At 54.4% G+C, this 22,333-nt stretch carries 18 protein-coding genes, 1 pseudogene and 1 other annotated feature; of the genes and pseudogenes, 8 read left to right on the top strand and 11 right to left on the bottom strand.

Annotated features, from left to right (window positions below; all coding sequences use genetic code 11):
* Positions 1-25 precede the first annotated feature (25 nt).
* The 6 genes and pseudogenes from trpA to C7M51_RS07185 all read right to left on the bottom strand — a co-directional run bounded on the left by trpA (position 26) and on the right by C7M51_RS07185 (position 6,584).
* Positions 26-829 carry a tryptophan synthase subunit alpha gene (gene trpA, locus C7M51_RS07210; protein WP_160621164.1) on the bottom strand — a complete coding sequence of 268 codons (804 nt, stop codon included), beginning with the start codon at positions 827-829 and terminating at the stop codon, positions 26-28.
* Complete coding sequence (gene trpB / locus C7M51_RS07205) at positions 829-2,019, bottom strand: tryptophan synthase subunit beta (RefSeq protein ID WP_160621163.1); 1,191 nt, start codon at positions 2,017-2,019, stop codon at positions 829-831. The genes trpA and trpB overlap by 1 nt, the downstream gene beginning before the upstream one ends.
* Positions 2,020-2,064: 45 nt before the next feature.
* Positions 2,065-3,427: pseudogene (trpCF, locus tag C7M51_RS07200) on the bottom strand (bifunctional indole-3-glycerol-phosphate synthase TrpC/phosphoribosylanthranilate isomerase TrpF).
* A 2-nt stretch (positions 3,428-3,429) separates the two neighbouring features.
* Positions 3,430-4,428, bottom strand: coding sequence for an anthranilate phosphoribosyltransferase (gene trpD, locus C7M51_RS07195; protein WP_160621162.1), 999 nt, complete (start codon positions 4,426-4,428; stop codon positions 3,430-3,432).
* 15 nt (positions 4,429-4,443) lie between these two features.
* Positions 4,444-5,022 (bottom strand): glutamine amidotransferase-related protein, encoded by a 579-nt coding sequence (locus C7M51_RS07190; RefSeq protein ID WP_160621161.1) that lies wholly within the window; start codon positions 5,020-5,022, stop codon positions 4,444-4,446.
* Positions 5,022-6,584 carry an anthranilate synthase component 1 gene (locus C7M51_RS07185; protein ID WP_160621160.1) on the bottom strand — a complete coding sequence of 521 codons (1,563 nt, stop codon included), beginning with the start codon at positions 6,582-6,584 and terminating at the stop codon, positions 5,022-5,024. The genes C7M51_RS07190 and C7M51_RS07185 overlap by 1 nt, the downstream gene beginning before the upstream one ends.
* A 23-nt stretch (positions 6,585-6,607) precedes the next feature.
* Positions 6,608-6,704 (bottom strand) — a sequence feature (Trp leader region).
* A 152-nt stretch (positions 6,705-6,856) separates the two neighbouring features.
* Between C7M51_RS07185 and rnm the strand changes: the two genes are divergently transcribed.
* Both rnm and C7M51_RS07175 read left to right on the top strand, forming a co-directional pair.
* On the top strand, positions 6,857-7,741 hold the full coding sequence (gene rnm / locus C7M51_RS07180; RefSeq protein ID WP_280116112.1) for an RNase RNM: 885 nt from the start codon (positions 6,857-6,859) through the stop codon (positions 7,739-7,741).
* Between the two features lie 13 nt (positions 7,742-7,754).
* Entirely contained in the window at positions 7,755-8,375 is a 621-nt protein-coding gene (locus C7M51_RS07175; protein ID WP_160621159.1) for an L-threonylcarbamoyladenylate synthase, read from the top strand.
* A 32-nt stretch (positions 8,376-8,407) separates the two neighbouring features.
* Here the strand turns inward: C7M51_RS07175 and C7M51_RS07170 are convergent, their stop codons facing one another.
* Together C7M51_RS07170 and C7M51_RS07165 are read right to left on the bottom strand one after the other, a co-directional pair.
* Positions 8,408-9,037 carry a S1 family serine peptidase gene (locus C7M51_RS07170; protein ID WP_160621158.1) on the bottom strand — a complete coding sequence of 210 codons (630 nt, stop codon included), beginning with the start codon at positions 9,035-9,037 and terminating at the stop codon, positions 8,408-8,410.
* Positions 9,038-9,661: 624 nt separating this feature from the next.
* A complete protein-coding gene (locus tag C7M51_RS07165) occupies positions 9,662-9,985 on the bottom strand; it encodes a DUF5862 family protein (protein WP_160621157.1) in 324 nt (107 codons plus the stop codon).
* Positions 9,986-10,585: 600 nt separating this feature from the next.
* Here C7M51_RS07165 and rluB point away from each other — a divergent pair.
* The 4 genes from rluB to C7M51_RS07145 all read left to right on the top strand — a co-directional run bounded on the left by rluB (position 10,586) and on the right by C7M51_RS07145 (position 16,437).
* Positions 10,586-11,485, top strand: coding sequence for a 23S rRNA pseudouridine(2605) synthase RluB (gene rluB, locus C7M51_RS07160; protein WP_160621156.1), 900 nt, complete (start codon positions 10,586-10,588; stop codon positions 11,483-11,485).
* A 181-nt stretch (positions 11,486-11,666) separates the two neighbouring features.
* Positions 11,667-13,028, top strand: a complete 1,362-nt coding sequence (locus tag C7M51_RS07155; protein ID WP_160621155.1) for an MFS transporter — start codon at positions 11,667-11,669, stop codon at positions 13,026-13,028.
* An 18-nt stretch (positions 13,029-13,046) separates the two neighbouring features.
* Positions 13,047-15,398: a beta-glucosidase family protein gene (locus C7M51_RS07150; protein ID WP_160621154.1), complete on the top strand. Its 2,352-nt coding sequence runs from the start codon at positions 13,047-13,049 to the stop codon at positions 15,396-15,398.
* 22 nt (positions 15,399-15,420) lie between these two features.
* Positions 15,421-16,437, top strand: coding sequence for an AraC family transcriptional regulator (locus C7M51_RS07145; RefSeq protein ID WP_160621153.1), 1,017 nt, complete (start codon positions 15,421-15,423; stop codon positions 16,435-16,437).
* On the opposite strand, the gene cobO is transcribed toward C7M51_RS07145, so the two are convergent.
* Both cobO and C7M51_RS07135 read right to left on the bottom strand, forming a co-directional pair.
* Positions 16,367-16,960 carry a cob(I)yrinic acid a,c-diamide adenosyltransferase gene (gene cobO, locus C7M51_RS07140; RefSeq protein ID WP_160621152.1) on the bottom strand — a complete coding sequence of 198 codons (594 nt, stop codon included), beginning with the start codon at positions 16,958-16,960 and terminating at the stop codon, positions 16,367-16,369. The two genes, C7M51_RS07145 and cobO, sit on opposite strands and share 71 nt — an antisense overlap.
* The gene (locus tag C7M51_RS07135; RefSeq protein WP_160621151.1) at positions 16,960-17,721 is read right to left on the bottom strand and encodes a YciK family oxidoreductase; all 762 of its coding nucleotides are present in this window, start codon (positions 17,719-17,721) and stop codon (positions 16,960-16,962) included. The genes cobO and C7M51_RS07135 overlap by 1 nt, the downstream gene beginning before the upstream one ends.
* Positions 17,722-17,918: 197 nt before the next feature.
* Between C7M51_RS07135 and sohB the strand changes: the two genes are divergently transcribed.
* Positions 17,919-18,968 (top strand): protease SohB, encoded by a 1,050-nt coding sequence (sohB, locus tag C7M51_RS07130; RefSeq protein WP_160621150.1) that lies wholly within the window; start codon positions 17,919-17,921, stop codon positions 18,966-18,968.
* Between the two features lie 36 nt (positions 18,969-19,004).
* On the opposite strand, the gene C7M51_RS07125 is transcribed toward sohB, so the two are convergent.
* The gene (locus C7M51_RS07125; RefSeq protein WP_160621149.1) at positions 19,005-19,256 is read right to left on the bottom strand and encodes a DUF2498 family protein; all 252 of its coding nucleotides are present in this window, start codon (positions 19,254-19,256) and stop codon (positions 19,005-19,007) included.
* A 405-nt stretch (positions 19,257-19,661) separates the two neighbouring features.
* Between C7M51_RS07125 and topA the strand changes: the two genes are divergently transcribed.
* Entirely contained in the window at positions 19,662-22,250 is a 2,589-nt protein-coding gene (gene topA, locus C7M51_RS07120) for a type I DNA topoisomerase (RefSeq protein WP_160621148.1), read from the top strand.
* Positions 22,251-22,333 lie beyond the last annotated feature (83 nt).

The following is a 22,333-nucleotide window of genomic DNA, read 5'->3' as shown; positions in this document are numbered from 1 at the left end:
TACCTGATGTAAGGCACTGGGAAGATTAATGCGTGGCTGCCTTCAGGCCGCTGACAAATTGCTTTAACTCGGCCAGCATGGTTTCCGGCTCTGCGTGGTAACGCTCAATAATTTTTACAATGGCCGAGCCGGATATCACTCCGTCAGCACCGGAAGCGATCGCCTGTTTGACCTGTGCCGGCTCGGAAATGCCGAAGCCCTGTAACGTAGGAGCGGCGTTATACTCACGTAGCTTATCTACCAGATGTTTCAACGGCAGGCTGGCGCGGTTTTCCGCACCGGTTACCCCTGCGCGCGACAGCAAATAGATGTAGCCGCGCGCGTATGAGGCGATAGCGCGCAGCAGATCGTCATCGGCGTTAGGCGGGCAGATAAAGATCGGGGCGATATGATGACGCAACGCTGCCTGGCGGAAGGGGGCGGATTCCTCAACAGGCACATCGGCAACCAGCACTGAATCGACGCCTGCCTGCGCGCAGCGGGCATAAAAATCATCAATGCCGTTGGTAAACACCAGGTTGGCATACATCAGCAGACCGATGGGCAGATCGGGATATTTCTGACGTATAGCCGCCAGCATTTCAAAACAGTGCGCGGGCGTGGTGCCGGAGGCAAAGGCGCGCAGCGTAGCGTTCTGAATGGTCGGGCCATCGGCCAGCGGATCGGAGAAGGGAATACCCAGTTCCAGCGCATCTGCTCCCGCTTCTACCAGTGCATCAATAATTTGCAGCGAAAGCGTCGGCGTGGGATCGCCCAGCGTAACAAACGGAACAAAGGCACCTTCTTTCTTATCCTGCAGGCGCTTAAACAGTTGTTGGTAACGTTCCATCAGATTTCTCCCTGCGCTGTCAAAATATCGTGAACGGTAAAAATATCTTTATCGCCGCGTCCTGAAAGGTTAACCACCAGCAGCTGCTCTTTTTCCGGGTTCTGCTCGATCATCTTCAGCGCATGTGCCAGCGCATGAGAAGATTCCAGCGCCGGAATAATGCCTTCCGCGCGACACAGTTTTTTAAAGGCTTCCAGTGCTTCGGCATCGGTAATGGAAACATAATCGGCGCGCCCAATGCTGTTCAGATAGGCATGCTGCGGCCCCACAGAAGGGAAGTCCAGCCCGGCAGATACCGAATAGGATTCTTCAATCTGCCCATCTGCGGTCTGCATCATCGGTGATTTCATACCGAAGTAGATGCCAACGCGACCGTGTTTCAGCGGAGCACCGTGCTCGCCAGTTTCAATGCCGTGTCCGGCTGGCTCAACGCCAATCAGCGCCACATTCGGCTCATCGATAAAGTCAGCAAACATGCCGATAGCGTTCGAACCGCCGCCGACGCAGGCAATAACCGCATCCGGCAGGCGTCCTTCTGCTTCCTGCACCTGCACTTTCGTTTCTTCGCCGATCATGCGCTGAAATTCACGTACAATGGTGGGATAGGGATGCGGCCCGGCGGCAGTGCCCAGCATATAGTGAGCTTTCTCGTAGCTGCCGGACCAGTCGCGTAGCGCCTCGTTACAGGCATCTTTCAGCGTAGCGGAACCGCTGTGTACCGGGATGACTTCCGCGCCCATCAGCCGCATACGAAATACGTTAGGCGACTGACGTTCAACATCTTTCGCACCCATATAAACGCGGCATTTAAGGCCCAACAGTGCGCTGGCGAGGGCCGAGGCGACACCGTGCTGGCCTGCGCCGGTTTCCGCAATGATTTCGGTTTTACCCATGCGTTTTGCCAGCAGTGCCTGGCCCAACACCTGGTTGGTCTTGTGTGCGCCGCCGTGCAGCAGATCTTCGCGCTTCAGGTAGAGGCGCGTTTTCGTGCCTGCGGTCAGGTTACGGCACAGCGTCAGAGCGGTAGGACGGCCCGCATAGTTTTTTAACAGGTCGATAAATTGCGCCTGGAAGTCTGCATCGCGCTGGGCGCTGACAAAGGCTTCTTCCAGCTGACGCAGCGCGGGCATCAGAATCTGGGGAACATACATACCGCCAAATTCGCCAAAGTAAGGATTGAGTAATGTCATATGCGTTGGTTTCCTTTTAGCCGCCCACAGCCTGCGGGCGTTATGTCAGTAGGCGCGCAGCGTTTGAAACACGGCGGCGATTTTTTCTGCATCCTTGACGCCCGGCGCGCTTTCAACGCCGGAGTTAAAATCGAGCCCGGCGCAGCCCAGCTGTGCGGCAGATACGCAGTTATCCGCACCCAGACCGCCCGCCAACAGCACGTTATCCAGCGGCTGGCCTGCCAGCAGCGTCCAGTCGAAATGCTGACCCGTACCGCCTGCGCCGTTATCCAGCACGTAGCGTGAAATCTGCTGCAAATTGCGCGATGGCAGCGCATCGCCCACGCTGAGCGCTTTCCAAATCGCCGTGCTTTGCGGCAGGCGGCTGCGTAGCGCATTAATGTAGGCCTGATCTTCGCTGCCGTGCAGCTGAACCGCGCTGAGTTGCAGCGTTTCGGCACTGGTGACAACGTCACTAATTGCCGCATCGCGGAATACACCAACGTAGCAGAGCGGCGCGGCAGCGACGATCTGCTGTGCCTGGCTCAGCGTCAGCTGACGCGGTGAGCCAGCGGCAAAAATCAGTCCGCCATAAACCGCGCCCGCCTGCCAGGCCGCCTGCGCATCTTCTGGTTTAGTCAGGCCGCATACCTTATTTTCGCCAAACAGCACGCGCCGTACCGCCAGATGCAGGTTCTCTTCGCCCATCAGCGCCGAGCCGATCAAAAAGCCGTTGGCAAAGCGGCTCAGCTCGCGCACCTGTGCATAGCTGTTAATACCCGATTCGCTAATCACCGTTACGCCGTGACCGAGGCGCGGTGCCAGCTGGCGCGTACGATTAATATCAACCGACAGATCGCGCAGGTTGCGGTTATTGATGCCTACTACCTTCGCGTCCAGTGCCAGCGCGCGTTCCAGCTCCGTTTCGTTACTTACCTCGGTCAGGATACCCATCTCCAGGCTGTGTGCGACGGCAGCCAAGCGAGCGGTACTGCTCATCATCCAGCACCGAAAGCATCAGCAAAATCGCATCTGCCTGATAGTGGCGCGCCAGATAGATCTGAAAGGGATCGATAATAAAATCTTTGCACAGCACCGGCTGGGTGATAGCCGCGCTCACCAGCGGTAAAAAATCGAAGCTGCCCTGAAAGTATTTCTCATCGGTAAGCACCGAGACCGCCGACGCGTAATCTTTGTAAACGTGCGCAATAGCCAGCGGATCGAACTCTGCGCGGATGACCCCTTTGGAAGGCGAAGCCTTTTTACACTCCAGGATAAACGCGGTACGCGCACCCTGAAGCGCATGATAAAAGCTGCGTGTGGAAGGCGTCAGCTGCTGCTGAAATGACGCAAGCGGCTGCGCCTGTTTACGCTGCTCGATCCACAGCGCTTTATCTCTGACGATATGGTTCAGTACGGTTTCCTGCATCTTTAGCCTCTTGCTGCTAATGCGACGACGCGCTCATAGGCCTGGCCGCTGGCGATAGCGCTCAGCGCTCGTTGGGCATTCTCGCGTAAATCTTCATTACCAAATATTTTCAATAACATCGCTACGTTAGCGGCTACCGCATGCTGGTGCGCGCGTTCGCCTTTACCCTGAAGTAATTGCGCAAGGATGTCACGGTTTTCTTCAGGCGTGCCGCCTGCCAGCGCCTCTTTAGGATGATAAGGCAGGCCGAAATCTTCCGGCGTCAGCTGATAGCTGGTGATATCGCCATCGCGCAGCTCTGCCACCTGAGTGGCACTGTGCACTGCGATTTCATCCATGCCGCCGCCGTGTACCACCGCCGCACGCTGATAGCCCAGCACGCGCAGCGTTTCCGCGATTGGCAGCACCAGCTCGGGGCTATAAACGCCAATGACCGCCAGCGGCGGGCGTGCCGGATTGATCAGCGGTCCCAGTACGTTAAACAGCGTCCGGGTTTTAAGCTGCTGGCGAACCGGCATCGCGTGACGGAAACCGGTGTGATATTGCGGGGCAAACAGAAAACAGACGTTAAGATCGTCCAGCGCCTGCCGCGCTTTTTCCGCAGGCAGATCGAGACTGATGCCAAAGGCCGCCAGCAGATCGGATGAACCGGACTTACTGGAAACGCTGCGGTTGCCGTGTTTGGCCACTTTCAGACCGCAGGTCGCGGCGACAAAAGCGCTGGCGGTGGAAATATTGATGCTGTTACTGCCGTCGCCGCCGGTGCCGACGATATCGGCAAAGGCGTAGCCGGGGCGCGGGAAGGGACGTGCGTCAGCCAGCAGTGCGGATGCCGCACCGGCAATCTCTTCCGGGCGTTCGCCACGAACTTTCATTGCTACCAGCACCGCCGCCAGCTGCGTTGGTTCCAGCTTTCCGGTGATGATCGCCGTAAACAGCTGGTGGCTTTCCGCCTGCGTCAGGGGCTGCGCCTGATATAACTTCTCCAGAATATGATGCATCGCGTGCTCCTCCGCTTATGCCAGCGCCCAGGCCAGAGTTTGTTCCAGCAGGCGTGCGCCCTGCGTGGTCAGAATGGATTCCGGGTGGAACTGAAAGCCACACACCCGATCGGCGTCGTGCCGTACCGCCATTACCATGTTGTTATATGTGGCATTTACGGTCAGCTCCGCAGGGATATCGCTACCCACCAGAGAGTGATAGCGCGCCACCGGCAGCGGATTACTCAATCCGGCAAACATCGCCTGCTGATCGTGATGAACCGCTGACGCTTTGCCGTGCAGAATCTCGCCCGCCTGACCGACACGCCCGCCGTAAGCCTCTACAATCGCCTGATGACCCAGACAGATGCCGATAATCGGCAGCTGCCCGCGCAGTCTCCGCAGCAGGGCGGGCATACAACCCGCCGCTGATGGCGTACCGGGGCCAGGGGACAGCATCAGTATCGGTGTTTCCATCTGTTGCAGCTGTGTAATCAGGGTATCGACTGCAACGGTATTGCGGTAAATCACTACGCGATGACCAAAGGTGCGTAGCTGATCGACGAGGTTATAGGTAAAGGAATCGATATTATCGAGCAGCAGGATATCGGCCATCAGAAACTCTCCTCGCAGTGATGTGCGCTGGCAATGGCACGCAGCACGGCGCGTGCTTTGTTGCGGCTTTCGTCCGCTTCCGCCTGCGGCTGTGAATCCAGTACCACGCCTGCGCCAGCCTGTACGGTGGCAATGCCATCCTCAACGTACGCCGAGCGGATAACGATACAGGTATCAAGATCGCCACTGCCGGTAAAGTAGCCAACGGCACCGCCGTAGGCGCCGCGGCGAGTGCCTTCTGCGTCAGCAATCAGCTGCATGGCGCGTACTTTCGGTGCGCCGCTCAGCGTGCCCATATTCATACAGGCGCGGTAAGCGTGCAGGACATCAAGGTCGTGCCGCAGCGTACCCACCACGCGTGACACCAGGTGCATGATAAAGGTGTAGCGATCCACCTTGGTCAGATCGGCTACATAGCGGCTGCCGGGCTCGCAGATACGCGCCAGATCGTTACGCGCCAGGTCAACCAGCATCAGATGCTCCGCCAGCTCTTTATGGTCGGTACGCATTTCCAGTTCGATACGGCTGTCCAGATCGCGATCGAGCGAACCATCGGCGCGTCGCCCGCGCGGGCGTGAACCGGCGATAGGGTAGATTTCAATCTGCCGCGAGGCGGCGTCATATTTCAGCGAGCTCTCCGGCGATGCGCCGAACAGGGTGAAGACATTGTCCTGCATAAAAAACATATAGGGGCTGGGATTGTTGTTTTTTAATGTCTCGTAAGCCGCCAGCGGCGAGGGGCAGGGTAAAGAGAATCGGCGTGACGGCACAACCTGGAAGATTTCGCCGCAGCGGATCGCCTGCTGCATGGTGCGTACCACTTCACAGTAGGTTTCATCGCTCTGGCTACAGCTTAATGCCATTTGATCAACGTGCGGTACCGGCAGCGGCTGAGCAGGCTGTAGCATTTGCTCATGCAGCTGGCGCAGACGGCGTTGCAGGCGCTGAAATTCTCCGGTTGAAGGGGCGAACAGGCTGGCCTGTAGACGTGCGCTCTGCTGCTGATGATCAAGCACCAGTAGCGTTTCCGCCAGGTAAAAACAGTAGTCGGGGCAGCGCTGTTCATTGCTCAGTTCAGGCAGTGGCTCAAAGCCCGCAACTAAATCGTAGGCGAACAGCCCGCCCAGCAGCATCGCTTCTCGTTCATCTTGCGGTGCGGCTACCAGTTGTGAAATCAGGCGCAGCGCATCGAATACCGACAGCGATTTCAGCCGTGAATCTTCATCCTGGGCGGCGCTGGTGGCGGGGAATACCAGCGTCCGGCTGTCGGGATGAAGATGATTTTCTACCGCGTCCGGCAAGACGGCATCCAGCAGCGGCAGCAGTTGACTGCCGTTTTCCGACAGAGCCTGTACCGTCACCTGGTTACCCAGCGCGGTAATGCGCAGCGCGCTGTCGACAATCAGCAGGCTTTTCAGATTACGCTTGCTATCGATATCCGCCGACTCCAGCAGCAGGGTTGCCGGACGAGCGCCGCACAGCTGATGAAAAACCGCAGCGGGATCTTCGCGGTAGGGCGCTGAGCCGGTAATCAGTTTTAATTGTGGTTTTGCATTCGACATAATCGGTTCTCTGAATTGCGCTCAAAAAAAAGCCCGCTTCGGCGGGCTCAGGTATCAGCATGTGATGAATACAGATGCGTGATGTCGTCGCCCTTCAGCAGAAGTGCGCCACCAGCAAAACATCAGATCGTGGTTGAATAACATCATCATGAATACCCTTGCGTGAACTTGTGTACTAGTTAACTGGTTCGAGGTTTGAATGTCAATACTTTTTTATAGGGTGGTTAATCCGCTATGATGCGCCTGACTTTATTTGTTTCTCAGGAGTTATTTTGACCGCGACAACGCCAATAAGCGCCTTCCCTGTTTACGACCTGCACAGCCATACCCGTGCATCTGATGGCCTGTTAACGCCGGAAGCGCTGGTGCAGCGTGCCGTTGAGATGCGCGTTGGCGTACTGGCGATCACCGATCATGACAGCGTGGCGGGGCTGGCTGCCGCCAGAGAAGCGATTGCCGCGCAACAGCTGCCGCTGCATCTGATTGACGGCGTAGAAGCTTCTACGCTCTGGGAGAATCACGAAATTCATATTGTTGGGTTGGGGATCGATCCTGTCCATCCGGCCATGACTCAATTTTTAGCCGGACAGGCTGCCTGTCGGCTGGCACGTGCGCAGCTGATGGGCGAACGGCTTGAAAAAGCGCATATTCCCGGTGCGCTGGAAGGGGCACTGGCGCTGGCGGAAGGGGGCGCGATAACGCGTGGACATTTTGCTCGCTGGCTGATTGCGCAGGGTAAAGCAGACAATATGGTCCAGGTTTTTAAGCACTATCTGGCGCGAGGGAAAACCGGTTATGTGCCGCCACAATGGTGTACAATTAAACAAGCCGTTGATGCTATTCATCATTCTGGCGGCTATGCGGTGTTGGCACATCCGGGGCGTTACGATCTTTCCGCTAAATGGCTGAAGCGCCTGATTGCGCATTTTGCCGAGAGCGGAGGCGATGCGATGGAGGTGGCGCAATGCCAGCAGCCGCCAAACGAACGCAGCCAGCTGGGACGCTATGCGCAGGATTATCAGCTTGCGGGCTCCCAGGGTTCCGATTTTCATCAACCCTGTCCGTGGATCGAACTGGGCAGAAAGCTGTGGCTACCGGGCGGCGTTGAAGCCGTATGGTCCCGCTTTCCATCCCTGATGCCCTCTGCGGAGAGGTGATAAGAGGTTAGCTATGAGTCAGATTTTTCATATTCATCCCGATAATCCCCAGCCGCGTCTGATTAGCCAGGCGGTGGACGCGCTGAACAAAGGCGGCGTCATTGTCTATCCTACCGATTCTGGCTATGCGCTGGGCTGTCGGCTGGAGGATAAAAACGCCATGGAGCGTATTTGCCACATTCGCCAGCTCGACGGCAACCATAACTTCACCCTGATGTGCCGCGATCTTTCCGAGCTGTCGACCTATGCGCACGTCGATAACAGCGCGTTTCGCCTGATTAAAAACAATACGCCGGGCAGCTACACCTTTATTCTGAAGGGCACGAAAGAGGTGCCGCGCCGCCTGATGAATGACAAGCGAAAAACTATCGGGCTGCGCGTACCGTCCAATGCGGTAGCGCTGGCACTGCTGGAGGCGCTGAACGAGCCGATGATGTCCACCTCACTGATGCTGCCGGGTAATGATTTTACCGAGTCCGATCCGGAAGAGATTCAGGATCGCATCGGCAAGCTGGTGGATTTGATTATTGACGGCGGTACGCTGGGACAGCAGCCGACCACGGTAGTCGATCTCACCAGCGACACGCCGGAAGTGGTGCGTGAAGGCGTGGGCGACAGCCGTCCCTTTCGCTAAAAGCTGACCTGACCGGCGCAAGGCCGGTCGCTTTATCCCGCAATTGAAGCGTCAAGCCAGGCTTTAAAATCAGCGTACGGAATATACAGCGATACATCCTTCAAAATTACCTTATTGCTGCGGCGGTTTTTTATTGCATTGCTGTAGCCAATAATAACGCCGCCAATCGAATCATCCTGATTGTAGACCGCTCCGCCTGACATTCCCTGAACCACGCCCGCATTAGAAGCCATCGCCATGCAGGGCGCTTTATTCCAGTCGTTGCGGATAGCGGTACGGGCGAGGTTGACGCCGCTGGAAGCGACCGGCATCGCAGAGATAAAGCTGTAGCCATACATCTTCACGCTGTCGCCGATACGGCTGGGACGAAACACCGGCAGCGTTTTCATCTCGTTTTTATGATAAACGATTGCCAGATCGCAGTATGGATGCCAGGCTTTCACCCGCTGCACCGAATATTTAGCAACGTGCGCCGCCGTCAGGCTATATTCGGGCGTCAGGGGAATGCTGGTGCCAAGCGTGCCAAGACCTAAAACGGTAGGTATACCGGTAAAGTTCATATCCACCCGCTTCATCGCCTCGCGGCTGTATTCATAATGGCCGACCGAGCAGCCTGACAGCAACAGCGTCACCGCCGTTGCCAGTAAGATACCGTTTTTCATTGGGTTAATAGCCTTTAGGGTACGCCGATAAATCCCTGGTGAAGATGAATGGCGTACAAGTCAGGTGCCTGCGATAGCACCGAATGCCGATCGGTACCGGCGTGATTTTGTAACTAACCGGAAAATTTTTTATTGAGGTATAAAATGCTGCCTTCTGATAAGGCGTATTTGTATTTTTTTGAACCGCAACCATTTTACCTGTTGTCCTGTCAGAAACAACTGAGCCTTGATACAGGTGTTTCTGCACGCCGGTTGCTTCGCGGCAGCCGTCAAAGCCTGACAGGGTTATCGGCAGCAATGCGGAAAACTACAGTTTTTGGTTAACGATAAAGGGATTTTATTTTTATGCGCAGTAGACGCTTAGCGGGTTATCGTTTTTTTAGTGCCGGAGTTTGGGCTGTATAAATTTGACAGAATAGGTTATGGGATAACGCTTAATGGTTATTTTCTGGAGGATAACATTCTTACTAATTAAGTTTCCCCATAAACCCACAGTAAATTAATGTGTTTATGGGGAAAGAGTCATCGCTGTTTTAGCTTTATATTAAAAACTGCAATGTTTACCGAAAGAGAGTGCCGATCAAAAAATCAGATCGGCCTCTCTGTATGGCAATATCAGTTTTATTAGCTGAACAGTGAGTGAGAAACATTTCCGGTGCCAACAGATTCGCGGTAATGAGCCAGCGTATCTGCAATCATATCACGCCCGAAAATTGCGCCACCGATCCCGCCAATGATGCCGCCGATAAACGGTGTAAGCGCATAGCCAACGAGCTGGGCGATACCGCCAACGATAAATCCGCCTGCTCCGCCAAATTTACCTGCGATAGACATGCCGGTCATTGCGCCGTCACCTAAACCCCAGATAAAACCTTCCAGTGCTTCATCCATTGATGCAACCACTGCACCAGAAATCTGCTGAGATTCGATTTGAGTTAATTCACGCATGTTGTTCTCCTTAATAGAATAATATTTATTTTTTTACCGCCGACAATAATTGTGTCTGCTGGCAGTGGGGTAATTATGCGTTTTATTTTTCATGAATCAATAAGGTTGTGAAAAATCTAAGTTTTACTAATTATCCGTAATAAATACTATTTTCACCAAGGATATTTCCTGAAAACTATTTTTAATTGGTAACCTGATAGAGGTATATGAATTTTCATGTTGCTATAGAAAATGAATTAAATGACTGATTCAAACATATATCAGTTATATCAGTTATATCAGGCCAGGCAGAAACGATGAGTTATGCAGCATTGTAAATAAAGCATTATCAATTTTTGAAGAACTGCACTTTTTATTGTTAACTATGCTGGGAAATTTAAGTAGAAATAGTGAAGCTCTGACTGTGCCTCACAATAAACAAATAATCTTTCCTACTGATTCTTTATAGTTATTATTGGTTTCTTTCAGATGTGACAACAACAAGGGTTACACGGTAATAAAAATAATGTATAATGGCGGTGATGGTTGGTATTAAACCATTGAAATTAAAGGTTTTTATTCTCCCACCGACGCCTGTGAAGGCGACAGCGAGGCCGCTCAATGAGCGAAAAGTTACAAAAAGTATTAGCGCGGGCCGGTCACGGTTCCCGTCGCGAAATCGAAGCAATGATCTCCGCCGGACGCATTAGCGTTGATGGCAAACTGGCAACGTTGGGCGACCGTATCGAACCCAACGCCATGGTAAAAATCCGTATTGATGGTCATATCGTCTCCATCAGTGAATCCGCCCAGCAGGTATGTCGCGTACTGGCTTACTATAAGCCGGAAGGGGAACTCTGTACCCGCAACGACCCGGAAGGCCGGCCTACCGTTTTCGATCGTCTGCCGCGTTTACGTGGCGCGCGCTGGATTGCCGTTGGACGTCTGGACGTTAACACCTGTGGTTTACTGTTGTTCACTACCGATGGCGAGCTGGCTAATCGTCTGATGCACCCCAGCCGTGAGGTTGAGCGTGAATATGCGGTACGCGTGTTTGGTCAGGTTGACGATGCGAAAATCCGTCAGCTTAGCCTGGGCGTGCAGCTGGAAGATGGTCCGGCCTCGTTCCGTACCATTAAATTCACCGGCGGCGAAGGGATGAACCAGTGGTATAACGTCACGCTTACCGAAGGGCGCAACCGTGAAGTGCGTCGCCTGTGGGAAGCGGTTGGCGTACAGGTGAGCCGCCTGATCCGCGTGCGTTACGGCGATATCACCCTGCCGAAAGGCCTGCCGCGTGGCGGCTGGACGGAGCTGGATCTGCAGCCGGTTAACTACCTGCGTGAGCTGGTAGGCCTGCCGCCGGAAAGCGTGAGCAAGGTGCCGGTAGAAAAAGATCGTCGTCGTACCAAGGCGAACCAGATTCGTCGCGCCGTGAAGCGCCATTCGCAAATGGGCAGCCTGCGTCAGGGTAACAACGGCAATCGCCGTTCCAGTACGCGTAACAAAAGTAACGGTTAATCCATACGTTCCGGCGGGCTACACGCCGGAACGCTCTGCTTCACTCTCCCTCCGCCTGTGATATTTTTCACACTTTTGCATAAAGACAAGAAACAGGAATTGCGCCGACAAATAACGCAAAGTGATGTGCCAGGCAGCGCCATATACTGTCGCCTCTGAAGATAAAAACAGGGAGCCTGGAATGGGTACGACAGCAAAGCTATCGGCAAGCTATGTAGTTATTGGCGTTAAAGAAAAAACAGGTTATGGACTCGGTGATTTCGCCTCCAATCTGTCATTCGGTTTTGTCTCTTTATTCTTACTGTTTTTCTATACCGATATTTACGGCATCAGCGCGGTACAGGCCAGTTTAATATTTGTTATTGCGCGAGTGATTGACGCAATCTTTAATATTCTGATTGGTTTTGCTATAGATAAAACGCAGAGTAAATATGGCAAGCTACGCCCCTGGCTGCTGTATGGCTCAGTGCCTCTGGGATTTTTAACCGTGCTCTGTTTTGTGCCGTTTGGCGGAGAGGCAAAATTCGGCTATGCGCTGATTTCCTATACTCTCTACTGCCTGGCCTATACGGCGGTGAACACGCCTTATTCGGCATTAACCAATCGTCTGACGCAGCATGAGGCATCACGCTCTTCGCTGTCGGTATACCGCTTTGTATTGGCTATCGTTGGCTATCTGATCGTGTCAACCACGGCAGACTGGCTGATTGCGCCGTTTAATGATAAACAGCTCGGCTATGTCTTTGCCGTTTCCTGCTTCGCATTGTTGGCGACATTCATGTTTCTGGCCTGTTTTGGCATGACCAAAGAACGGGTAGGCGAGGAAGAAGAAGTCAGCGCGCCAACGCTGCGCGACATGTTCCGTGCGGTATTAGGCAACGCGCCGCTTATCCACCTGTCACTCTTCACCGTATTCTTTTATATCGCTTATACCGTATGGATGGCGATCGCTATTTACTTTATTAAATACATTATCGGTAATGAGGGGTTTACCGCGCCTTTCTTTATGATCCAGTCTGCGGCTTACATTATCGGAACCATTATTTCTGAAAAAATTATTGTGCTGATGGGCAAAAAGAAAATGACGCTGCTGGCGCTATTGATCGGTGTACTGGGCGTGCTGATGCAATATTTTATCGCTGGTAATAATATCTGGCTGATTATGAGCGGGGTATGCCTCTACAGCATTACGCTGGGGATGGGGTTTGTCGCCATGTGGTCAATGATTGCGGATACCGTGGAATATGCCGAATGGCATCATGGGGTGCGTTCAGAAGGGGCAATTTACGGCTTCTTTAATTTTATTACCAAAATTGCGATGGCTATTGGCGGCGGCTGCGCGGGATGGATGCTGGATTTCTATCACTACGATGCGGGCAATATTACCGCCAGCGCGATTAACGGCATCAACGTGCTGATGACCTTATTCCCCGGTGCGATGTTTGTTATCGGTGCGATATTTGTCGCCTGTTATTCGCTGGATGAAAAGACCTATCGCGACATTGTGCAAAAAATCAGCCTGCGTAAGCAAAACGCGCTTTAACCTCAGGGAGTCCGAGAGATGAACAGTAATTTCAAAACCATTATCGCCGCGATGACGGCAGAGGAAAAAGTGGCGTTGCTGACCGGCAGTGGACTGTGGCGCACGGCATCACTACCGCAGCATGGCATTAGCGATATCGTAATGACCGATGGCACCTACGGCGTGCGCTATAGCAGCGCGCAAATCGATGGTGAAGAGAAATGGAGTATGGATGACTTTATTTCGGTTATTACCCAGACCGCCGATCGAGCCAGCGCGGAAGAGCCAACGGCAAAAGGGGGAAGTGAAGCGCTGTTCAGCGCTTCTCTGCCGGCAACCTGTTTTCCGAATGGCTCCAGCCTTGCCTGTAGCTGGGATGTGGAACTGGTGCGGCAAATGGGCCAGGCGCTGGGACGCGAATGTCAGCAAATGGGCGTCAATATTCTGCTGGGGCCGGGCATTAACATTCGCCGCACGCCGCTGGCAGGGCGCGGCTATGAATATTACTCGGAAGATCCGGTGGTCAGTGGCGATCTCGCAGCGGCATTAATTAACGGACTACAGGAAGAAGGCGTTGGGGCCAGCCTGAAACATTTTGCCGCTAATAACTCTGAATATCGCCGTACCGAGATGGACTCGATTATCGAAGAGCGGGCGCTGCGTGAAATATACCTGGCCGGTTTTCAGCGTGCGATAGCTAAATCGCAGCCCTGGACGGTGATGTCTTCTTATAACCGCCTCAACGGCGTACAAACTTCGCAGGATCCGTTTCTGCTTACGCAGGTTTTGCGCGATGAGTGGGGCTATGACGGGCTGGTCATGTCTGACTGGTACGGTATCAAGGATCGTCCGGCGTCGCTGTTGGCGGGCAACGATCTGGCGATGCCGGAAACCCGCCGCGATAAACAGACGCTGCTGGCGGCGATTGTGTCCGGTGACGTGCCGATGGAAGTCGTGGATCGCGCCTGCCTGCGTATGCTGACGCTGCTGGATAAGGTTCAGCGCCATCGTCGCCCACAAACGCGTGCTGATTTTGCGGCGCATCACGCTTTATCGCAGCGTTTAGCGGCAGAATCTATCGTTCTGTTGAAAAATGAAGGCAACCTGCTGCCGCTGGACGCGCGGAAAACGCCGCGCATTGCGGTGATCGGCAAGCCTGCGCAAGAACCGGTCATTCAGGGCTCCGGCTGCGCGACGACGGTGCCTTATCTACTGGATCGCCCGCTGGATGAGATTTTTGACCTCGCAGGGGATGACTTTACAGTCTCCTGGGCGGTTGGCTCGCCGGATGATGCGCACAGCGATGGGCAGGCGCTCGCCCAGGCGCGTGAAGTAGCGCAGGCCGCCGATGTCGCGGTGGTGTTCGTCAGTACCGCAGTAGGTGAGGATGGTGAAAACGGCGATCGACAGGATCTGTGCATCCTGCCGACGCATGAACGTCTGATACGAGAAGTCGCGGCGGTACAGCCAAACGTAGTGGTAGTGCTTGCCAACAGCGATGCGGTAGTTATGCCGTGGCTGGGGGAATGCCGGGCGCTGCTGGAAACGTTCTTCGCCGGTCAGGGGATGGGGCGTGCGGTGGCGGAAATCCTGTTCGGTAAGCGCAATCCGTGCGGTAAACTCACCGTGACGATGCCGAATTCGCTGGAAGAGACGCCAGCCTGGCTGCACTATCCCGGTGAAAATCAGCGTCATTATTATGGCGAAGGTCTGTTTGTCGGCTATCGCTATTATGATAAACGTCAGATTACGCCGCAGTTCCCGTTTGGCTTTGGCCTGAGCTATACCCGGTTTGCCTATGCCAATATAGCGCTTTCGGCATCGCGAATTGGCGCGGAGGAAACGCTGAACGTTGCGTTTGATTTGACCAACTGTGGTGAACGCGAGGGTAAGGAGATCGCCCAGCTTTACGTGACGGCCCCCGCCGGTGAGCTGATTCGCGAAGTACGGGCGCTGAAAGCCTTTACTAAAGTGACGCTGGCCGCTGGCGAAACGCGCCGCGTTAACCTCTCTCTGCCAATAGCCGATCTGGCCTGCTACCATCCGGGGTTAGCGGATTGGGTGGTCACGCCGGGAAGATGGCAAATTTTTGTCGGTGCTTCCTCGCGCGATCTGCCGCTGTCCGCCAGCCTAGAGGTGGATTGTCCACCGCGCTACGTGCCGCTGCGCGCTGATAACTCTTTGCAGCAGCTGATCCAGCAGCCGGAAGCGTTCGCCCGCGTAGTGGCGCTGATCGCCGCAAAGAGCGGGTTGCCCGAACCGCAGGTGCGTGAAAAGCTGATTCGTCTGGCTCCGGATATGGTTTTCGGATTGCTGACATCCTTAACCGAGTTCCTGGCGCTGGATATTGAGCGTGATGAACTTAATGCGGCGCTGACCGGGCGTCAGTAAGCAACAATCCAGGAGATAAGGCGTGTTTCCTTTTTCAGTGACTCATCCTCGCCCGGCGGCACAGACCGGGCAGCAGACGGTGAACAGCGGTTACGAGCTGATCGCCTTCGACGCCGAGAAGCTGAACGTATTCGCTGCCGAGGTTCGCTACTGCGAACCTCACTGGCATGCGGCGCCTGAACTGATCACCGTGCTGTGCGGGCGCTTTACCGTGGCGGTAGGGCAACAGCAGGTGGAGCTTGGTCAGGGAGATATGCTTTATCTCAATGCCGGGGAGGTGCATTCCCTCAGCGCAGAAATGGCGGGCAGCCAGCTGGTGACGGTGCAGTTTTCTCCGGGGCTGTTTGATGAAATGCATCCTGCTTTACAGCTTAACTGGTGTACCGTCGGGCGTACCAGAAGGGCAGCAGATGATGAGGTCTTACGGCGATTAATCATGCTGCTGGAACAGCTGGTGGATAATCGCACGCCGTTTCAGCGTATCGCGGCTATTTACCTGTTACTTGATGCTTTAGCAACCGCCGGGGAACCGTCGCAGCGTGCGGAAAGTTCATTACGTGAAGAGTCGATGATCAAAAAGGGCATTGATTATATTAACCTGCACTATGATCGACCGCTGACGCTGAGCGAAGTCGCCAGCCATGCTGGCATGAGCTATTCGTGGTTCTCCCGACTGTTTAAAAAGGTCAGCCGCTATAATTTCAAAGAGTATTTGACGCTGGTGCGGTTAAACAAAGCACGAAATCTGCTGCGCGATACGCGCACGCCCATCACCGACATCAGCCATAGCTGCGGCTTTCAGGAGCATAAATACCTGATTGCCGCCTTCAATAAATATTGCGGTCTGACGCCGACCGAATATCGCAAACGTTTTGTCTCCCGGCAAAACGCGCTCAGCAATGAACTGGCAGCGGGTGAGGACTGTCATTGTCTGCCGCTTAACCGCGCTCTGCTGGCGCGGCTGGCATCTAATAATCAATCCCCATCTGCGCCTGAATGCCCGCATCAAACGCATGTTTCACCGGACGCATTTCGCTGACGGTATCAGCCAGTTCAAGAATGTCGCGATGGCAACCGCGTCCGGTAATGATGACCGTTTGATGTGCCGGGCGATGGCGCAACGCATTCAGCACATCCTCCAGCGGCAGGTAGTTGTAGGCCACCATATAGGTGAGCTCATCCAGCACCACCAGATCCAGCGTTTCATCCGCCAGCATACGCAGGCCGTGTTGCCAGACCGTCAGGCAGGCGGCGGTGTCGCTTTCGCGATCCTGCGTATCCCAGGTAAAGCCGGTCGCCATCACCTGAAATTCTACGCCGTGCGGCTCCAGCAGATTACGTTCGCCGTTTGGCCATTCACCCTTGATAAACTGAACCACGCCCGCTTTTTTGCCATGACCAACAGCGCGGGTTGCGGTGCCGAAGGCGGCAGTGGTTTTACCTTTGCCGTTGCCGGTAAACACCATCAGAATGCCACGTGTTTCGCTGGCGGCGGCAATGCGCGCCTCCACCTGCTCTTTGAGGCGCTGCTGGCGCTGTTGATGACGATCGTTTTGCGCCATTATTCTGCCGGCCCCGGTTTGCGCCCTGGCTGGGCGTCAAAACTGATGCCGGTTTTACGGCGGCTGTCATCGCCCATCAGGTAAAGGTAGATCGGCATAATTTCCGCAGGCGTTTTCAGCTTTGCTGCATCCTCTTCCGGAAAGGCGCTGGCGCGCATTTTCGTTCGCGTCCCGCCAGGATTAATGCAATTTACCTGCAGATTACGGTTTTTATACTCTTCGGCCAGCACCTGCATCATGCCTTCGGTAGCAAATTTTGATACCGCATAGGCACCCCAGCCTGAACGCCCCGTGCGGCCAACGCTGGAGCTGGTAAAGACTAACGAGCCCGCCTCCGATTTCAGCAGCAGCGGCAGCAGCGCCTGGGTAAGGAAGAAGGTCGCGTCAACATTGACGCGCATCACCTGCTGCCAGATTTCCGGAGCCAGGTCGGCAAGCGGCACAATTTCACCCAGTAGCCCTGCGTTGTGCAGTACGCCATCCAGTCGCGGTATCTGCTGTGCCAGCCGATCGGCAAACGCATGGCAGCTTTCCGGCGTCACCGTTGCCAGATCGAGCTGACAAACCAGCGGCACGGCTTTGCCCAATGCGCCGATCTCATCGCTGACGCGTTGCAGCTTTTCTGCGTTACGGCCCAATAAAATAACCTGAGCGCCGTAGCGCGCATAGGTCAGGGCCGCTTCGCGTCCGATACCGTCACTGGCACCGGTAACAAGAATGATTCGGTGATTAAGCAGATCGCTTTTAGGTTGATAATGCAAAACGGCTTCCTCGGCGAGTAAGAGCTCAGCACGGGGCTGAGGAGAGCGAATGGGGGAGTTATGCCTGAAAAAAGGATTCAGTTCAACGCCGTCGCGCCCATTTCCTGCATCTGCGTTGCATTACAGGCGACGAAGTAAAACGACTCAGCTACACTACGGCTCTGGTTTCAGCAAGGATATAAGCAAAGGCGGATCGAGTGGATTTATTATTCTGGTATGCATTATTTTTGGCAAAGGTCGTTACCGTTGTGCTGGCAATCGCTGCGGTTGCTCTCATTGTGGTCAATGTGACTCAGCGTAAGCGTGGACAGCCCGGACAGCTGCACGTAACCCAGCTCAACGAGCGCTACCGCGAAATGAAGAATGAAATGCAGCTGGCAGCGCTGCCGCCGCAGGAGCAGAAACTGCGTCATAAGGCTGAAAAGAAAAAGCAGAAGCAGGAAGCGAAAGCGGCAAAACAGCGGGCGAAGCAGGGAATTTCCAGTACCGATGGCAAACCGACGCTTTACGTGCTGGATTTTAACGGCAGCATGGATGCCGGTGAAGTCACCTCGCTGCGTGAAGAGATTTCAGCGATTACTGCGGTAGCGCGCGCGCAGGATGAAGTGCTGCTGCGGCTGGAAAGCCCTGGCGGTGTCGTTCACGGTTACGGACTGGCGGCATCACAGCTACAGCGTCTGCGCGAAAAGGGCATTCCGTTAACGGTCGCGGTAGATAAAGTTGCCGCCAGCGGCGGTTACATGATGGCCTGCGTCGCCGATCGCATTATCGCCGCACCTTTCGCCATCATTGGATCGATCGGTGTGGTGGCGCAGGTGCCAAACTTTAACCGTCTGCTTAAGCGTAACGATATTGACGTTGAGCTGCATACCGCAGGTGAGTATAAGCGCACGCTGACGCTGTTTGGTGAAAATACCGAGCAGGGACGTAACAAATTCCGTGAAGATCTTAACGAGACGCATCAGCTGTTTAAGCAGTTTGTACAGCAGATGCGTCCGGTGCTGGATATCGATCGGGTGGCAACCGGCGAGCACTGGTACGGTAGCCAGGCGCTGGAAAAACAGCTGATTGATGCACTGGGCACCAGTGACGATCTGATTATCGATCGTATGGCGCAGTTTAACGTAATCAGCGTGCGTTATACGCGGCGTAAAAAACTAATGGAGCGCTTTACACAAAGCGCTGCCGACAGTGCCGCACGTCAGCTGATGAAACTGTGGCAGCGCGGCGACAAACCGCTGTTGTAATTTCCCCATGACGCCCGGCCTGCTATCCGTCGGGCGTCATTCTGCTAAATGATATTTTTCCGATAACGCTACCGTCAGCGCTTTAAAAATATTAAATACCGCGGTACTTTTCGCCGTTGGCAAACCATTTTCGTCGAGAAAATAATCGCCGCGAAACACCAGCAGATGCCCGTTTTGCTCGACTTCGCTAACCTTAACCCCGGCAAAATAATCGTCATGTTCGCTGATTAGCGCATTCGCTTTTTCAATGAGTTGTTGACGTGAAAGCGGTGAAGTTTTGGCGTTCATTATTTAATCCCATTTTGACAGACCCATATTCTCTTCTATATTACTGGCCTGTTGCCGTTGACCGCAAATAGCGTGTGGATATGTCTGCGCAGGAAAAAAGCGGCAAGGGTGGCGTAAAACCAGGCAAGATGCTAATTAAGTTGCGTATCAGATTTTATCAGGTACAGTGTGGGCGTTTCAGGGTCCGGGCGTAAAAATGGCTTTACGCTGGCGGCGGGAAGTGCCGGTTCTCAGCTAAAAATCGTCGTTAATCAGCGCGATAAGCTGAAAAGTAAGCGGATATCCGCAGCAAAAAAGACCGGGTTGATTTTTTTCAATCCGCAGCAATATAGGTTGACATGCTGACTGGCAACGCTGGAAAACGCCATCATTACATTCGGACGTATTCATCAGGTAAAGGTAAATATGGGTAAAGCTCTCGTAATAGTCGAGTCCCCGGCAAAGGCCAAAACGATTAATAAATATCTCGGTAAAGACTACGTGGTGAAATCCAGCGTTGGTCATATACGTGATTTGCCGACCAGTGGCTCGACGGTGAAAAAGAGCGCTGATGCTAAACCAGCCAAAAAAGGCAAAAAAGATGAAAAGACGGCGCTGGTTAGCCGTATGGGCGTCGATCCCTGGCACGGCTGGAAAGCTGACTATCAAATATTGCCCGGTAAAGAGAAAGTTGTCTCTGAACTAAAAGCGCTGGCGCAGGAAGCCGATCATATCTATCTCGCAACTGACCTTGACCGCGAAGGAGAAGCCATTGCGTGGCACCTGCGGGAAGTGATTGGCGGCGACGATCAACGCTTCAGCCGCGTCGTGTTTAACGAAATCACCAAAAATGCGATTCGTCAGGCGTTTGAAAAGCCGGGCGAACTTAATATCGATCGCGTTAACGCCCAGCAGGCGCGCCGCTTTATGGACCGCGTCGTGGGCTATATGGTTTCTCCGCTGCTGTGGAAGAAAATTGCCCGTGGCCTCTCCGCTGGACGCGTGCAGTCCGTTGCGGTGCGGCTGGTGGTAGAACGCGAACGCGAAATCAAGGCATTCGTACCGGAAGAGTACTGGGAGCTGAGCGCCGATCTCACCACGCCGAAAGGCAGCGATCTGCCGATGCAGGTTACGCATCAGGGTGATAAGCCATTCCGTCCGGTCAATAAAGAGCAGACGCAGGCGGCGGTCAGCCTGCTGGAAAAAGCCCGTTTTCGCGTCGAAGATCGTGAAGATCGGCCAACCAGCAGCAAGCCGGGCGCGCCCTTTATCACCTCGACGCTGCAACAGGCAGCCAGCACCCGTCTGGGCTTCGGGGTAAAAAGGACCATGGCGCTGGCGCAGCGGTTGTATGAAGCGGGGCATATCACCTATATGCGTACCGACTCAACCAACCTGAGCCAGGATGCCGTTACTATGGCGCGCGGTTATATCGAATCTACCTTCGGCGAAAAATATTTGCCGAAAAACCCCAACGCTTACGCCAGCAAAGAGAACTCGCAGGAGGCACACGAAGCGATCCGCCCCTCTGACGTCAACATCCAGCCTGAACAGCTGAAAGATATGGAAGCGGATGCGCAGAAGCTGTATCAGCTGATCTGGCGTCAGTTTGTTGCCTGTCAGATGGTACCGGCGCAGTATGACTCCACCACGCTGACGGTAGCTGCTGGCGAGTTCAGGCTGAAAGCCAAAGGGCGCATTTTGCGTTTTGACGGCTGGACTAAAGTGATGCCAGCGCTGCGTAAAGGCGATGAAGATCGTATTTTACCGGCGATTGAGCCAGGCGATGAGCTGAATCTCCAACAGCTTAATCCCAGCCAGCACTTTACCAAGCCACCGGCGCGTTTCAGCGAAGCTTCACTGGTACGCGAGCTGGAAAAACGCGGTATCGGTCGCCCGTCCACCTACGCGTCGATTATCTCCACCATCCAGGATCGTGGTTACGTGCGTGTAGAAAGCCGCCGTTTCTATGCTGAGAAGATGGGGGAGATCGTTACCGATCGCCTGGAAGAGAACTTCCGCGAGCTGATGAATTACGATTTCACCGCCCATATGGAAGACAGCCTCGACCAGGTGGCAAACGATCAGGCCGAATGGAAAGCGGTACTGGATCACTTCTTCGCAGATTTCAGCAAGCAGCTGGATCAGGCGGAAAAAGATCCGGAAGAGGGTGGCATGCAGCCGAACCCGATGGTACTGACCTCTATCGACTGCCCAACCTGTGGGCGTAAAATGGGGATTCGTACCGCCAGCACTGGCGTGTTCCTTGGCTGTTCCGGCTATGCGCTGCCGCCGAAAGAGCGCTGTAAGCAGACCATCAACCTGATTCCAGAAAATGAAGTTCTGAATATTCTGGAAGGTGATGATGCGGAAACCAACGCGCTGCGCGCCCGCCGCCGCTGTCAGAAATGCGGTACGGCGATGGACAGCTACCTGATCGATAATCATCGTAAGCTGCACGTCTGTGGTAATAACCCCAGCTGTGACGGTTACGAAATCGAGCAGGGCGAGTTTCGCATCAAGGGCTACGATGGCCCGATCGTTGAGTGCGAAAAATGTGGCTCTGAGATGCACCTGAAAATGGGCCGCTTCGGTAAGTACATGGCTTGTACCAACGACGAGTGTAAAAACACCCGTAAGATCCTGCGTAATGGTGAAGTTGCGCCGCCGAAGGAAGATCCGGTACCGCTGCCGGAACTGCCGTGTGAAAAATCGGATGCCTATTTTGTGTTGCGCGACGGTGCTGCGGGCGTATTCCTTGCGGCTAACACCTTCCCGAAATCGCGTGAAACCCGTGCGCCGCTGGTAGAAGAGCTACAGCGCTTCCGCGACCGTCTGCCGGAGAAGCTGCGCTATCTTGCTGATGCGCCAGCCACCGATGATAAGGGCAATAAAACGATGGTGCGCTTCAGCCGTAAGACCAAACAGCAGTACGTCAGCTCTGAAAAAGATGGCAAGGCGACCGGCTGGTCGGCCTTCTTCGTTGACGGCGCGTGGCGCGTAACGGAAAAATAATGGTGTAGTTAGTGCCAAAGGCCAGTCAATGACTGGCCTTTGTTTATTGCGCGGTCGATAGCGATATCGGCCTTTTCTTTGTC

Source organism: Mixta intestinalis, from assembly GCF_009914055.1.
Taxonomy (GTDB): Bacteria; Pseudomonadota; Gammaproteobacteria; order Enterobacterales; family Enterobacteriaceae; genus Mixta; species Mixta intestinalis.
The sequence above is the reverse complement of the archived record's forward strand: the minus strand, read 5'-3'. Positions and strand labels throughout refer to the sequence as shown.